Raw genomic sequence first — 15,434 nt, 5'->3', positions numbered from 1 at the left:
ATGAAGATGGAAAAACTAGTTGCATATAAACGTATGCCTTTGTGGACGAAAGAAACCATGCCAGAGGCTGTTCAGCAAAAGCACAATACAAAAGTTGGGACTTGGGGGAAAATTACTGTCTTGAAGGGAGCTCTCAAGTTTATTGAGTTGACCGAAGAAGGGGAAGTTCTAGCTGAGCACATCTTTGAAGCAGGGGCTGACAATCCCATGGCACAACCTCAGGCTTGGCACCGAGTGGAGGCTGTAACAGACGATGTGGAATGGTACTTGGAATTTTATTGTAAACCTGAGGATTATTTCCCTAAAAAATACAATACCAATCCGGTTCATTCAGAGGTCCTAGAGGCCATGCAGACAGTAAAACCAGGGAAAGCCTTGGATTTGGGCTGTGGTCAAGGCCGTAACTCTCTCTTTCTTGCACAGAATGGTTTTGATGTGACGGCTGTGGATCAAAATGAATTGGCCCTTGAAATCTTGCAAAGCATTGTGGAGCAGGAAGACCTGGATATGCCTGTTGGTCTCTACGATATCAATTCAGCCAGCATTGGGCAAGAATATGATTTTATCGTATCAACTGTTGTTCTCATGTTTCTACAAGCGGACCGCATTCCTGCAATTATCAAAAATATGCAGGAGCATACCACGGTCGGTGGTTATAATCTTATCGTTTGTGCCATGGACACGGAGGATTACCCTTGCTCGGTGAACTTCCCATTCACTTTTAAAGAAGGGGAATTGGCAGACTATTACAAGGACTGGGAATTGGTCAAGTACAATGAAAATCCAGGTCATTTGCACCGTCGAGATGAGAATGGAAATCGTATTCAACTACGCTTTGCGACCATGCTAGCTAAAAAAATTAAATAAACATTGAAGGTTAGGAAATTTCCTGATCTTTTTCTTTTTTACGAATAGATAAGATAGAAGAATTGACAAAAATACGCATTATAAGTATAATTTTAGATAGAAAGGTGACGATAAATGCCAATCACAGGTAAGGAAATGGTAAAATTATACTCAATGAAAATCAAAGAGCAAACTAGGAAGCTGGCCGCAGGCTGTACTTGAGTACGGCAAGGAGAAGCTGACGTGGTTTGAATTTGATTTTCGAAGAGTATTAGCTCTTGCAAATGGATGGATTGAAGTACGTAAGAGAGGAAGTCATCATCATTTTAAGAAAGAAGGGGTTCCCTATCTTGTCACTATTCCAGTTCACGGTAATGAGGATCTAGGAAAAGGTTTAGAGAGAAAAATATTAAAAGATTTGGGATTATAGTTGATTTGGAAATTGTGGAGGTGTATTATGCTAAAATCTTATCCTGCTATTTTTCATAGAGAAGGCACTGGATACTGGGTTGAATTTCCGGAATTTGGAGGCGGGACTGAAGGAGCAACGATTGAACTTGCAATGAAAAATGCTCGGGAAATGCTTGAGAGTGTTTTAGCTTCTTATATTGATGAAGGACTGGCTTTGCCTACTCCTAGTGACATTGCTGAGTTGAAAGCTCCTGATGGATTTGTGACTTTGATTCAGGTCAATCCCTTGCCTTTCGTAAAGAATAATAAAGCGATTCGAAAAAATGTTACGGTTCCAGAGTGGCTAGTCAGACTTGCAGATCGTGAGAAAGTGAACTATTCTGAAGTGTTGACACAAGCTCTTGAAAGCCGCTTGCAACTCTAAAATTATAGAGTGATGTAGATTAGGAAATTTCCTGATCTTTTTTCTTTTTTTACGAATAATATAGAAAAGGAGGGAATCATGTTTGTTGCGAGAGATGCTAGGGGAGAATTGGTAAATGTGTTAGAGGATAAACTTGAGAAGCAAGCATACACCTGCCCAGTTTGTGGAGGTCAGCTCCGTTTGCGTCAAGGACCAAGTGTCCGGACCCATTTTGCCCACAAAACCTTAAAAGACTGTGATTTTTCCTCTGAAAATGAAAGTCCAGAACACCTGGCAAATAAAGAATCACTTTATCACTGGTTGAAAAAAGATACAGAAGTGCAATTAGAATACCCTCTTCCAGAGCTTAAACAGATTGCGGATGTATTTGTAAATGGCAATCTAGCTTTAGAGGTTCAATGTAGTCCCTTGCCTCAAAAAGTTCTTAAAGAGCGTAGCGAGGGCTATCGTAGTCAGGGTTACCAAGTACTGTGGTTGCTGGGAAAAAAACTGTGGCTCAAGGAGCGTTTGACTCGTCTACAACAAGGTTTTCTCTATTTCAGTCAAAACATGGGCTTTTATGTTTGGGAATTAGACAGTGAAAAACAAGTTTTAAGACTCAAATACCTGATTCACCAAGATCTCCGAGGTAAACTCCATTATCAGATTAAGGAATTTCCCTATGGTCACGGTAGTTTACTGGAGATATTACGTTTTCCCTATAAGAAACAAAAAATATCTCATTTTACAGTTTCTCAGGACAAGGACATCTGTCGTTATATCCGGCAACAACTGTACTATCAAAATCCCATTTGGATGAAAGAACAAGCAGAAGCCTATAAAAAGGGAGAAAATCTCCTGACTTATGGGCTAAAAGAATGGTATCCACAAATTCGACCACTAGTAGGTAATTTTTGCCAAATTGAGCAAGATTTGATTCGCTATTATCTGTATTTTCAAACCTATTATCAAGAAAATCCTCAAAATGATTGGCAAAAGCTTTATCCACCAGCCTTTTATCAGCAATATTTCTTGAAAAATATGGTAGAATAGAAAAGATGGAGGAATCTAATGGTATTACAAAGAAATGAAATAAATGAAAAAGATACATGGGATCTATCAACGATTTACCCAACTGACCAGGCTTGGGAAGAAGCTTTAAAAGATTTAACAGAACAATTGGAGAAAGTAGCCCAGTATGAAGGACATCTCCTGGATAGTGCGGATAGCCTACTAGAAATTACTGAATTTTCTCTTGAAATGGAACGCCAAATGGAGAAACTTTACGTTTATGCTCATATGAAGAATGACCAAGACACACGTGAAGCCAAGTACCAAGAGTACTATGCCAAGGCCATGACTCTCTATAGCCAGCTAGACCAAGCCTTTTCATTCTATGAGCCTGAATTTATGGAAATTAGTGAAAAGCAGTATGTTGACTTTTTAGAAGCTCAGCCAAAATTGCAGGTTTATCAACACTATTCTGACAAGCTTTTGCAAGGCAAGGAACACGTTCTTTCACAACGTGAAGAAGAATTATTGGCTGGAGCTGGAGAAATCTTTGGTTCGGCAAGTGAAACCTTCGCTATCTTGGACAATGCGGATATTGTGTTCCCTTATGTCCTTGACGATGATGGTAAAGAAGTTCAGCTCTCTCATGGGACTTACACACGTTTGATGGAGTCTAAAAATCGTGAGGTGCGTCGTGGTGCCTATCAAGCACTTTATGCGACTTATGAACAATTCCAACATACCTATGCCAAAACCTTGCAAACCAATGTTAAGGTGCAAAACTACCGTGCCAAAGTTCGCAACTATAAGAGTGCTCGTCATGCAGCCCTCGCTGCGAATTTTGTTCCAGAGAGTGTTTATGACAATTTGGTAGCAGCAGTTCGCAAGCATTTGCCACTCTTGCATCGTTACCTTGAACTTCGTTCAAAAATCTTGGGAATTTCAGACCTCAAGATGTACGATGTCTACACACCACTTTCATCTGTTGAATATAGTTTTACCTACCAAGAAGCCTTGAAAAAAGCAGAAGATGCCTTGGCAGTCTTGGGTGAGGATTACTTGAGCCGTGTTAAACGTGCCTTCAGCGAGCGTTGGATTGATGTTTACGAAAACCAAGGCAAGCGTTCAGGAGCCTACTCTGGTGGTTCTTACGATACCAATGCCTTCATGCTTCTCAACTGGCAGGACAATCTGGACAATCTCTTTACTCTTGTTCATGAAACAGGTCACAGTATGCACTCAAGCTATACTCGTGAAACGCAGCCTTATGTTTACGGGGATTACTCTATTTTCTTGGCTGAGATTGCCTCAACCACTAATGAAAATATCTTGACGGAGAAATTATTGGAAGAAGTGGAAGATGACACAACTCGCTTTGCTATTCTCAATAACTTCCTAGATGGTTTCCGTGGAACAGTTTTCCGCCAAACTCAATTTGCTGAATTTGAACACGCGATTCACCAAGCGGATCAAAATGGTGAAGTCTTGACAAGCGATTTCCTAAATAAACTCTACGCAGACTTGAACCAAGAGTATTATGGTTTGAGTAAGGAAGACAATCCTGAAATCCAGTACGAGTGGGCTCGCATTCCACACTTCTACTATAACTACTATGTATATCAATATTCAACAGGTTTTGCAGCAGCCTCAGCTTTGGCTGAAAAGATTGTTCATGGTAGTCAAGTAGACCGTGACCGTTATATCGACTACCTCAAGGCAGGTAAGTCTGACTATCCACTTAATGTCATGAGAAAAGCTGGTGTTGATATGGAGAAGGAAGACTATCTCAACGATGCTTTTGCAGTCTTCGAACGTCGCTTAAATGAGTTTGAAGCCCTTGTTGAAAAATTGGGATTGGCATAAGATGGTTGAATCGTATAGTAAAAATGCCAACCATAACATGCGTCGTCCTGTTGTCAAAGAAGAAATTGTGGACTTGATGCGTCAGCGCCAAAAGCAAGTCACAGGATCTTTGAAAGAATTGGAAGACTTTGCTCGCAAGGAAAATATTCCCATTATTCCTCATGAAACGGTTGCTTATTTCCGTTTTCTCATGGAAACCATGCGGCCTAAAAATATTCTGGAAATTGGGACGGCTATCGGTTTTTCAGCCCTCTTGATGGCTGAACATGCGCCAAATGCTAAGATTACAACCATTGACCGCAATCCAGAAATGATTGGATTTGCCAAGGAAAATTTCACCCAGTTTGACAGTCGCAAGCAAATTACGCTCCTAGAAGGAGATGCGGTAGATGTCTTATCTACCTTGACAGAGTCCTATGATTTCGTCTTTATGGATTCAGCCAAGTCTAAATACATCGTCTTTCTGCCAGAAATCCTCAAACATTTGGAAGTCGGTGGTGTGGTTGTCTTGGATGATATTTTTCAAGGTGGTGATGTTGCCAAGGACATTATGGAGGTTCGTCGTGGCCAGCGAACTATTTATCGAGGCCTTCAAAGATTATTTGATGCAACTTTAGACAATCCAGGACTCACTGCAACATTAGTACCTTTAGGGGACGGCATTCTCATGCTTCGTAAAAATGTAGCAGATGTTCAATTGCTTGACAGCGAATAATTTTCAGAAAAATTTAAGAAAATATAGTAAAATAGATAGGGTAACACTTATCTCAAAGGAGTAGACATGAAGAAAAAACTATTGGCAGGTGCCATTACACTATTATCAGTAGCAACTTTAGCAGCTTGTTCGAAAGGTTCAGAAGGGGCAGACCTTATCAGCATGAAAGGGGATGTCATCACAGAACATCAATTTTATGAGCAAGTGAAAATCAATCCTTCAGCCCAACAAGTCTTGTTGAACATGACCATCCAAAAAGTATTTGAGAAGCAATATGGCTCAGAAGTAGATGACAAAGAAATCGATGATATCATTTCTGGAGAAGAAAAACAATATGGTGAGAATTACCAACGTGTCTTATCACAATCAGGTATGACTCTTGAAACACGTAAAGCACAAATTCGTACAAGTAAATTAGTTGAATTTGCAGTTAAAAAGGCTGCAGAAGCTGAATTAACTGATGAAGCGTATAAGAAAGCATTTGAGAGCTATACTCCGGACGTAACTGCTCAAATTATTCGTCTCGATAATGAGGATAAAGCGAAAGAAGTACTCGAAAAAGCTAAGGCAAGTGGCGCAGATTTTGCTCAATTAGCTAAAGATAACTCAACTGATGAGAAAACTAAAGCTAACGGTGGTGAAATCACTTTTGATTCAGCTTCAACAGAAGTACCAGATCCAGTTAAGAAAGCAGCTTTTGCCTTGGATGTTAATGGCATTTCTGATGTCATTACAGCTACTGGTACTCAAGCATACAGCAGTCAGTATTACATTGTAAAACTCATTAAGAAAACAGAAAAGTCATCTAATATCGATGACTACAAAGAAAAATTGAAAACTGTTATCTTGACTCAAAAACAAAATGATGCATCATTTGTTCAAAGTATTGTCGGAAAAGAATTGCAGGCTGCCAACATCAAGGTTAAAGACCAAGCCTTCCAAAATATCTTCACTCAATACATCGGTGGTGGAGATTCAAGCTCAAGCAGTTCTTCAAAAGAATAAAACAGAAAAGAGCCAAGTGCTCTTTTTCTTATGAGAAAATCTTCTATCTTAAGGGTAAGAGTTTTTTTCTTTCGGAAAAAATGGTATAATAGCAATCAAAACTAGAAAATAAACGGAATTTGGGAATAATTTCTTTTGTTCTCATTAGATTGGTGATACTATGAAGATTAGTAAGAGGCACCTGTTAAACTATTCTATTCTAGTTCCTTACTTACTTTTATCTATTTTGGGTTTGATTGTAGTCTATTCTACAACCAGTGCCATTCTTATCGAAGAAGGTAAAAGTGCCCTCCAATTGGTTCGAAGTCAGGGAATGTTTTGGATATTTAGTTTAATATTGATTGCCTTGATATATAAGCTGAAACTGAATTTTTTAAGAAAAGAACGACTCTTATTTATTGTTATGTTTGTTGAGCTGATTCTTTTGGCTCTGGCTCGCTTAATTGGTACGCCGGTCAATGGAGCCTATGGTTGGATTTCAGTAGGACCTTTGACCATTCAGCCAGCGGAGTATTTGAAGATTATCATCGTCTGGTACTTGGCCCAACGTTTTTCAAAACAACAGGATGAAATTGGTATTTACGATTTTCAAGTTTTAACTCAAAATCAATGGATTCCTCGAGCTTTTAATGATTGGCGTTTTGTCCTCTTGGTAATGATAGGAAGTTTGGCTATTTTCCCAGATTTGGGGAATGCTACAATCCTAGCGCTGGTCGCCTTGATTATGTATACAGTTAGTGGGATTGCTCATCGTTGGTTTATAGTCTTTATCGGTGTATTGTTTGGAGTTTCAGCCCTATCCTTATCAGCTATTTCTATGATTGGGGTTGATAAGTTTTCAAAAGTTCCAGTATTTGGTTACGTTGCTAAGCGTTTCAGTGCCTACTTTAATCCCTTTGCTGATTTGGCAGGAGCAGGCCACCAACTTGCAAATTCCTACTTTGCCATGGTAAATGGTGGGTGGTTTGGTCTAGGATTAGGAAATTCAATCGAAAAACGTGGTTATTTACCAGAGGCTCATACAGACTTTGTATTTTCAATTGTCATTGAAGAGTTTGGATTTGTGGGAGCCAGCTTGATTTTAGCCCTTGTCTTTTTCCTGATTTTGCGGATTATCCTAGTCGGTATTCGTGCTAAGAATCCCTTTAATTCCATGATGGCGATTGGGGTTGGGGGGATGATGCTGGTACAGGTATTTGTCAATATCGGTGGAATTTCTGGTATTATTCCTTCGACAGGAGTAACCTTCCCCTTCTTATCACAAGGAGGGAACAGTCTTCTAGTCTTGTCTGTAGCCATCGCCTTTGTCTTAAATATTGATGCAAGTGAAAAACGTGCCCAATTATATGAGGAGTTAGAAGCTCACTCATCAAACTATATGTAGAGTTGATAGTGGAAAGGATGACCTATGTCTCTTCAAAAATTAGAAAACTATAGTAATAAAGCTGTCGTGCAGGAAGAAGTATTGATTTTAACAGAATTGTTAGAAGATATCACTAAAAATATGCTTGCACCAGAGACTTTTGAAAAAATCATGCAGTTGAAAGAATTGTCAACTCAAGAAGATTATCAAGGCTTGAACCAACTGGTTACGAGTCTGTCAAATGATGAAATGGCTTATATTTCACGCTATTTCTCTATCTTGCCTCTCTTGATTAATATTTCAGAAGATGTGGATTTGGCCTATGAAATCAACCACCAAAATAATATTGATCAAGATTATCTTGGGAAATTATCAGCAACAATCAAAATGGTTGCAGAAAAAGACAATGCGGTTGAAATTCTTGAACACTTGAATGTTGTCCCTGTTTTGACTGCCCATCCAACACAAGTACAACGTAAGAGTATGTTGGATTTGACCAATCATATCCATACCCTTTTGCGTAAGTATCGTGATGTGAAATTAGGCTTGATTAATAAGGAAAAATGGCATAATGATCTCCGTCGTTATATTGAGATTATCATGCAGACAGACATGATTCGTGAAAAGAAATTGAAAGTAACCAATGAAATCACGAATGTTATGGAATATTACAATAGTTCATTCCTGAAGGCAGTTCCTCATTTGACAGCTGAATACAAGCGTCTGGCTAAAAAACATGGACTGGAGTTGAAACATCCTAAACCAATTACCATGGGAATGTGGATTGGTGGAGACCGTGATGGGAATCCCTTTGTTACAGCAGATACCTTGAAACAATCTGCTATGACCCAGTGTGAAGTCATCATGAACTACTATGATGAAAAGATTTACCAACTTTATCGTGAATTCTCTCTCTCAACCAGTATTGTCAATGTAAGCAAGCAAGTCAGAGAAATGGCTCGTCAATCCAAGGATAACTCGATCTACCGAGAAAAAGAGCTTTACCGCCGTGCCTTGTTTGATATTCAATCAAAAATCCAAGCAACAAAAACCTATCTGATTGAGGATAAGGAAGTTGGGGCTCGCTATGAATCAGCTAATGATTTTTATAAGGATTTGATTACCATTCGTGATTCCCTCTTGGAAAACAAGGGTGAAGCACTGATTTCTGGTGATTTTGTTGAGTTAATTCAGGCAGTTGAAATTTTTGGTTTCTATTTGGCATCTATTGATATGCGTCAAGATTCTAGTGTTCATGAAGCCTGTGTAGCTGAACTCTTGAAATCAGCAGGCATTCATTCGCATTATAGTGAACTAAGTGAAGAGGAAAAATGCCAGCTTCTTTTGAAAGAATTAGAAGAAGATCCACGTATTCTTTCTGCCACTCACGTTGAAAAATCAGAGTTACTTGAAAAAGAATTAGCAATCTTTAAGGCTGCTCGTAAGTTGAAAGATAAGTTGGGAGATGATGTCATTCGTCAGACTATCATTTCACATGCAACCAGCGTATCAGACATGCTGGAATTGGCTATCTTGCTAAAAGAAGTAGGGCTAGTTGATAAAGAAAGAGCCCGTGTCCAAATTGTTCCTCTCTTTGAAACAATTGAGGACTTGGACCACTCAGAAGAAACCATGAGAGAATATCTTTCACTTCCTCTTGCCAAGAAATGGATTGCTTCACGTAATAACTACCAAGAAATCATGCTTGGTTACTCTGATAGTAATAAAGATGGTGGCTATCTATCATCATGTTGGACCCTCTACAAGGCTCAACAACAATTGACTGCTATTGGAGATGAATTTGGCGTTAAGGTTACCTTCTTCCATGGCCGTGGTGGGACTGTCGGTCGTGGTGGTGGACCAACCTATGAAGCCATCACATCTCAACCGCTCAAGTCAATCAAGGATCGTATCCGTTTGACGGAGCAGGGTGAAGTAATTGGCAATAAATACGGTAATAAAGACGCAGCTTACTATAACCTTGAAATGTTAGTATCTGCAGCCATTAACCGTATGATTACTCAGAAGAAGAGTGATACGAATACATCCAATCGTTATGAAGCTATTATGGACCAAGTGGTGGACCGTAGTTACGATATCTACCGTGATTTGGTCTTTGGTAATGACCATTTCTATGATTATTTCTTCGAGTCAAGTCCAATCAAGGCTATTTCAAGCTTTAATATTGGTTCTCGTCCAGCCGCTCGTAAGACTATTACTGAAATTGGTGGTTTGCGAGCTATCCCTTGGGTATTCTCATGGTCGCAAAGTCGCGTCATGTTCCCTGGCTGGTATGGGGTTGGTTCAAGCTTCAAGGAATTTATCGATAAAAATCCAGAGAATATCGCTATCCTACGAGATATGTACCAAAATTGGCCTTTCTTCCAATCGCTTCTTTCAAATGTCGACATGGTCTTGTCAAAATCAAATATGAATATTGCTTTTGAATATGCCAAACTGTGTGAGGATGAAGAAGTAAAAGCAATCTATGAGACTATTCTAAATGAATGGCAAGTCACCAAGGAAGTTATCTTGGCTATCGAAGGTTATGATGAACTCTTGGCTGAAAATCCATATCTAAAAGCAAGTTTGGATTACCGTATGCCTTACTTTAATATTCTCAACTATATCCAGTTGGAGTTGATTAAACGTCAACGCCGAGGAGAATTATCAAGCGATCAAGAAAAATTAATCCATACAACCATCAACGGAATTGCGACAGGATTGCGTAATTCAGGCTGATACCTATCAAACTTCCTCTTTTCTATAGGGGAAGTTTTTGAATAGTTTAAAAAAATGCTAAAAGAGTCTTGACAAGTAGTTGAAAAATGATATAATTTAACCATTCAGAAAAGTAATCATATAAACTTTTTAGAGAGTCTGTGGTAGCTGAAAACAGATAAGTGATGATGATGAAAATTGGGCTGAATGTTATTTAGAATTTGAAATCATAAAAATTCGGTGAGCACACCTTACAGTGCATCTCGTTATTGCGAGACAGAGCGATAGGGAAATTCCCTATAATTGAGGTGGTACCGCGCATCGACGTCCTCACACAAGTTTTTTGTGTGAGGACTTTTTTGATGGAGGTTAGTATGGAAAGAAAGCGATGGCGTCACTTGTTTATACTCAATGAAAATCAAAAAGCAAACTAGGAAGCTAGCCGCAGGCTGTACTTGAGTACGGCAAGGTGAAGCTGACGTGGTTTGAAGAGATTTTCGAAGAGTATTAGATAAGTGAAGTATTTTAAAGGAATAAAAAGGAGAAATAGAATGAAAAATAAACGTTTAATTGGAATTATCGCTGCCTTAGCAGTCTTAGTAGCAGGAAGCTTGATTTATTCTTCAATGAATAAACCAGAAGCTAAGAATGAAAAGAAAGTTGCCAAAGTTGGTGTCCTTCAATTTGTGAGCCATCCATCTCTTGATTTGATTTATAAAGGGATTCAAGATGGACTGGCAGAAGAAGGCTATAAAGATGATCAGTTGAAAATTGACTTTATGAACTCAGAAGGTGACCAAAGTAAGGTTGCAACAATGAGCAAACAGTTGGTTGCAAATGGGAATGACCTTGTGGTTGGTATTGCAACACCAGCTGCTCAAGGCTTGGCTAGTGCCACAAAAGACCTACCGGTTATCATGGCCGCTATTACAGACCCAATCGGAGCTAACTTGGTCAAAGATTTGAAAAAACCAGGTGGCAACATTACAGGGGTATCTGACCACAACCCAGCTCAACAACAAGTTGAACTCATTAAGGCTCTTACACCAAATGTAAAAACAATCGGAGCCCTTTACTCAAGTAGCGAAGATAATTCAAAAACACAGGTAGAAGAATTTAAGGCTTATGCTGAAAAAGCAGGTTTGACAGTGGAAACATTTGCAGTTCCTTCAACAAATGAAATTGCTTCAACAGTTAACGTTATGACTAGTAAGGTCGATGCTATCTGGGTTCCAATCGACAACACCATTGCATCTGCATTTTCAACAGTTGTATCAAGCAATCAATCAGCTAAAAAGCCAATCTATCCAAGCGCGACTGCCATGGTAGAAGCTGGTGGTTTGGCATCCGTTGTAGTTGACCAACATGACCTTGGTGTGGCAACAGGTAAAATGATTGCGCAAGTTTTGAAAGGTGCAAAACCAGCTGATACTCCAGTCAATGTCTTTTCAACTGGTAAGTCAGTGATTAACAAAAAATTGGCACAAGAATTAGGTATTACGATTCCTGAATCTGTTCTAAAAGAAGCAGGACAAGTGATTGAATAATCTAAAATGGAGGAGTTGGGGACATCTCCTCCAATTTTTTACAATAGAAATCATATAGAAAAGGTTAAGAAACAGATGATATTATCTATTATTTCTCAAGGATTTGTCTGGGCTATTTTAGGTCTGGGGATCTTTATGACATTTAGGATTTTGAACTTTCCAGATATGACAACAGAAGGTTCCTTCCCTCTTGGGGGAGCTGTTGCTGTCACTTTGATAACCAAAGGAGTGAACCCATTTTTAGCGACTCTTGTTGCTGTAGGAGCAGGTTGTTTGGCTGGAATGGCAGCAGGACTTCTTTATACAAAAGGGAAGATCCCAACCTTGCTCTCAGGGATTTTGGTGATGACTTCCTGTCACTCTATCATGCTCTTGATTATGGGACGTGCAAATTTAGGATTGCTTGGAACCAAGCAAATCCAGGATGTTTTGCCTTTTGATTCAGATTTGAACCAACTCTTGACAGGTCTCATCTTTGTCAGTCTTGTTATTGCTCTCATGCTCTTTTTCTTGGATACCAAACTCGGACAAGCCTATATTGCTACAGGTGACAATCCTGATATGGCTAGAAGTTTCGGGATTCATACTGGACGCATGGAGCTCATGGGCTTGGTCTTATCAAATGGTGTGATTGCCCTTGCAGGGGCTCTTATTGCCCAGCAAGAAGGCTATGCCGATGTATCTCGAGGAATCGGGGTGATCGTTGTGGGGCTTGCAAGTTTGATTATTGGAGAAGTTATCTTCAAGAGTTTGAGCTTGGCAGAACGTCTGATTACCATCGTTGTAGGTTCTATCGCCTATCAATTTTTAGTGTGGGCAGTTATTGCGCTTGGCTTTAATACAAGTTACCTTCGTTTGTACAGTGCCGTGATTTTAGCAGTCTGCCTCATGATTCCAACATTTAAGCAAACAATCTTGAAAGGAGCCAAATTAAGCAAATGACAGCAATTGTAGAATTAAAAAATGCAACCAAAGTCGTTAAAAATGGCTTTGATGAAGAAAAGATTATTTTAAATGATGTTTCCTTAGAAATTTTTGAACAGGATTTCATCACGATTTTAGGTGGAAATGGAGCTGGGAAATCAACCCTCTTTAACACTATTGCAGGAACTTTGTCATTAACCAGTGGAACCATCCGTATTTTGGGTGAAGATGTTACCAAGTTTTCGCCAGAAAAGCGAGCTAAGTATCTGTCTCGAGTCTTCCAAGATCCCAAGATGGGGACAGCTCCTCGTATGACGGTCGCTGAAAATCTTTTGATTGCCAAGTTTCGTGGTGAAAAGCGTGGACTGTTTCCGAGACGTCTGGCTAGCTATAAGGATGAGTTTCAGGCAACTATTGAAAAAGTGGGAAACGGTCTTGAGAAACACTTGAATACACCAATTGAGTTCTTATCTGGTGGACAAAGACAGGCTTTGAGTCTCTTGATGGCAACCTTGAAGCGTCCAGAATTACTCTTGTTAGACGAGCATACTGCAGCCCTTGATCCAAAGACCAGTGTCGCACTCATGGAGTTGACAGATGAATTTGTCAAGAAAGATCAGCTGACAGCGCTTATGATTACCCACCATATGGAAGATGCTCTCAAATATGGCAATCGCTTGATTGTCATGAAAGAAGGACGAATTATCCAAGATTTGAACCAAGAAGAAAAAGCAAAAATGAAAATCTCTGATTATTATCAACTCTTTGAATAAAGTAGGGAAAATGAGTGAAATGGTTTACTTTTTTTCTGAAATAAAGTATACTATATAAAGTAAACTATGATAACATGGAGGTATTGTGTATGGTTGACAAACAAGTCATTGAAGAAATCAAAAACAATGCCAACATTGTGGAAGTCATAGGAGATGTGATTTCTTTACAAAAGGCAGGACGGAACTATCTAGGGCTCTGTCCTTTTCATGGTGAAAAAACACCTTCTTTCAACGTTGTAGAGGACAAACAGTTTTACCACTGTTTTGGTTGTGGTCGATCAGGTGACGTCTTTAAGTTCATCGAGGAGTACCAAGGGGTTCCCTTTATGGAGGCTGTCCAAATCTTAGGTCAGCGTGTTGGGATTGAGGTTGAAAAGCCGCTTTATAGTGAACATAAGCCAGTTTCGCCTCACCAAGCTCTTTATGATATGCACGAAGATGCTGCCAAATTTTACCATGCTATTCTCATGACAACGACTATGGGAGAAGAGGCCAGAAATTACCTTTATCAGCGTGGTTTGACAGATGAAGTGCTCAAACATTTTCGGATTGGTTTAGCACCTCCAGAACGCAACTATCTTTATCAACGTTTGTCTGGTCAGTATCGTGAAGAGGATTTTCTAGATTCAGGATTGTTTTATCTCTCGGATGCTAATCAATTTGTAGATACATTTCACAATCGGATCATGTTTCCCCTGACAAATGACCAGGGCAAGGTCATTGCCTTCTCAGGTCGTATCTGGCAGAAAACGGATTCACAAACTTCTAAGTATAAAAATAGCCGTTCGACTGCAATTTTTAACAAAAGTTACGAATTATATCATATGGATAGGGCAAAAAAATCTTCTGGTAAAACCAGTGAGATTTACCTGATGGAAGGATTCATGGATGTCATTGCAGCCTATCGGGCTGGAATCGAAAATGCTGTCGCATCTATGGGAACAGCCTTGAGTCGAGAGCATGTTGAGCATCTGAAAAGGCTAACTAAGAAGTTAGTTCTTGTTTATGATGGTGATAAGGCTGGGCAAGCTGCGACATTGAAAGCGCTGGACGAAATTGGCGATATGCCTGTGCAGATCGTTAGCATGCCTGATAACTTGGATCCAGATGAGTATATACAAAAAAATGGTCCAGAAGACTTGGCCTATCTATTAACGAAAACTCGTATTAGTCCGATTGAGTTTTACATTCATCAGTATAAGCCTGAAAATGGTGAAAATCTGCAGGCTCAGATTGAGTTTATTGAAAAAATAGCTCCCTTGATTGTTCAAGAAAAGTCTATCACTGCTCAAAACAGTTATATTCATATTTTAGCTGACAGTTTGGCGTCCTTTGATTATGCCCAGATTGAGCAGATTGTTAATGAGAGTCGTCAGGCACAAAGGCAGAATCGCATGGAAGGGATTTCCAGACCGACGCAAATTACTATGCCTGTCACCAAGCAGTTATCAGCTATTATGAGGGCAGAAGCTCATCTACTTTATCGAATGATGGAATCCCCCCTTATTTTAAACGATTACCGTTTGCGAGAAGACTTTGCATTTGACACTCCTGAATTTCAGGTTTTATATGACTTGCTTGGCCAGTATGGAAATCTTCCTCCAGAAGTTCTAGCAGAGCAGACAGAGGAAGTTGAAAGAGCATGGTATCAAGTTTTAGCTCAGGATTTACCATCTGAGATGTCACCTCAGGAACTTAGTGAAGTAGAAATGACTCGAAACAAGGCTCTCTTGAATCAGGACAATATGAGAATCAAAAAGAAGGTGCAGGAAGCTAGCCATGTAGGAGATACCGACACAGCCCTAGAAGAATTGGAACGTTTAATTTCCCAAAAGAGAAGAATGGAGTAATA

13 protein-coding genes and 1 other annotated feature are annotated in these 15,434 nt (G+C 39.5%); all 13 genes read left to right on the top strand.

The features are described from left to right. Positions 1 to 6: 6 nt before the first annotated feature. On the top strand, positions 7 to 867 hold the full coding sequence (tehB, locus tag DXN33_RS04180; RefSeq protein WP_115904428.1) for an SAM-dependent methyltransferase TehB: 861 nt from the start codon (positions 7 to 9) through the stop codon (positions 865 to 867). A 217-nt stretch (positions 868 to 1,084) separates the two neighbouring features. Next, positions 1,085 to 1,276 (top strand): type II toxin-antitoxin system HicA family toxin, encoded by a 192-nt coding sequence (locus DXN33_RS04175; RefSeq protein ID WP_115904484.1) that lies wholly within the window; start codon positions 1,085 to 1,087, stop codon positions 1,274 to 1,276. Between the two features lie 27 nt (positions 1,277 to 1,303). Next, the gene (locus DXN33_RS04170; RefSeq protein ID WP_033688727.1) at positions 1,304 to 1,681 is read left to right on the top strand and encodes a type II toxin-antitoxin system HicB family antitoxin; all 378 of its coding nucleotides are present in this window, start codon (positions 1,304 to 1,306) and stop codon (positions 1,679 to 1,681) included. Between the two features lie 78 nt (positions 1,682 to 1,759). Further along, entirely contained in the window at positions 1,760 to 2,713 is a 954-nt protein-coding gene (locus tag DXN33_RS04165) for a competence protein CoiA (RefSeq protein ID WP_115904427.1), read from the top strand. A gap of 18 nt (positions 2,714 to 2,731) precedes the next feature. Continuing rightward, entirely contained in the window at positions 2,732 to 4,534 is a 1,803-nt protein-coding gene (gene pepF / locus DXN33_RS04160; protein WP_115904426.1) for an oligoendopeptidase F, read from the top strand. Between the two features lies 1 nt (position 4,535). Continuing rightward, a complete protein-coding gene (locus DXN33_RS04155; RefSeq protein ID WP_115904483.1) occupies positions 4,536 to 5,249 on the top strand; it encodes an O-methyltransferase in 714 nt (237 codons plus the stop codon). Between the two features lie 66 nt (positions 5,250 to 5,315). Then, positions 5,316 to 6,254, top strand: a complete 939-nt coding sequence (gene prsA / locus DXN33_RS04150) for a peptidylprolyl isomerase PrsA (RefSeq protein ID WP_049488739.1) — start codon at positions 5,316 to 5,318, stop codon at positions 6,252 to 6,254. Between the two features lie 160 nt (positions 6,255 to 6,414). Then, positions 6,415 to 7,638: a cell division peptidoglycan polymerase FtsW gene (gene ftsW, locus DXN33_RS04145; RefSeq protein ID WP_033684998.1), complete on the top strand. Its 1,224-nt coding sequence runs from the start codon at positions 6,415 to 6,417 to the stop codon at positions 7,636 to 7,638. 24 nt (positions 7,639 to 7,662) lie between these two features. Beyond that, entirely contained in the window at positions 7,663 to 10,359 is a 2,697-nt protein-coding gene (gene ppc / locus DXN33_RS04140; RefSeq protein WP_115904425.1) for a phosphoenolpyruvate carboxylase, read from the top strand. 96 nt (positions 10,360 to 10,455) lie between these two features. Beyond that, positions 10,456 to 10,673: a binding site (T-box leader), on the top strand. Positions 10,674 to 10,889: 216 nt separating this feature from the next. After that, positions 10,890 to 11,885: a tryptophan ABC transporter substrate-binding protein gene (trpX, locus tag DXN33_RS04135; RefSeq protein ID WP_004259575.1), complete on the top strand. Its 996-nt coding sequence runs from the start codon at positions 10,890 to 10,892 to the stop codon at positions 11,883 to 11,885. Positions 11,886 to 11,960: 75 nt separating this feature from the next. Then, complete coding sequence (locus DXN33_RS04130) at positions 11,961 to 12,827, top strand: ABC transporter permease (protein ID WP_004254625.1); 867 nt, start codon at positions 11,961 to 11,963, stop codon at positions 12,825 to 12,827. Continuing rightward, complete coding sequence (locus DXN33_RS04125) at positions 12,824 to 13,582, top strand: ABC transporter ATP-binding protein (protein ID WP_020901797.1); 759 nt, start codon at positions 12,824 to 12,826, stop codon at positions 13,580 to 13,582. The genes DXN33_RS04130 and DXN33_RS04125 overlap by 4 nt, the downstream gene beginning before the upstream one ends. A gap of 89 nt (positions 13,583 to 13,671) precedes the next feature. Then, positions 13,672 to 15,432 (top strand): DNA primase, encoded by a 1,761-nt coding sequence (gene dnaG, locus DXN33_RS04120; protein ID WP_115904424.1) that lies wholly within the window; start codon positions 13,672 to 13,674, stop codon positions 15,430 to 15,432. The last annotated feature ends 2 nt before the right edge of the window (positions 15,433 to 15,434 follow it).

It is taken from the genome of Streptococcus sp. NM (assembly GCF_003390135.1).
Lineage (GTDB): Bacteria > Bacillota > Bacilli > Lactobacillales > Streptococcaceae > Streptococcus.
Note: the sequence above shows the minus strand (reverse complement) of the source record. Positions and strands in the feature narration are given on the sequence as shown.